At 48.6% G+C, this 243-nt stretch carries 1 protein-coding gene; it reads right to left on the bottom strand.

Going from position 1 to position 243, the window contains the following annotated elements; all coding sequences use genetic code 11:
* On the bottom strand, positions 1–243 hold a 243-nt coding region (locus tag AC6UDG_RS07800), incomplete at both ends, for a DnaA ATPase domain-containing protein (protein WP_500707006.1).

The raw sequence follows: 243 nt of genomic DNA, 5'->3' as shown, positions 1-243 counted from the left end.
CGATGTAGCCTAATGCGTCCGCTGGAATGTTCATGTTGTCAGCTTTGGCCTTGGCCCTAAGGATAGCGGTTCGTGTCTCTAAATCGGGAGCGGTAATGTCAACGGACAGGCCCCACGCAAACCGGGATACCAACCGGTCTTTTAGTTTTGGCACTTCGTTTGGCAAACGGTCAGACGTTAGCACAATCTGCTTGTGATTGGAATATAACGCTTGAAAGGTGTTAAAAAACTCATCCTGAGTTC

This window comes from Fructilactobacillus sp. X2R1C1, from assembly GCF_059901435.1.
The sequence above is the reverse complement of the archived record's forward strand: the minus strand, read 5'-3'. Positions and strand labels throughout refer to the sequence as shown.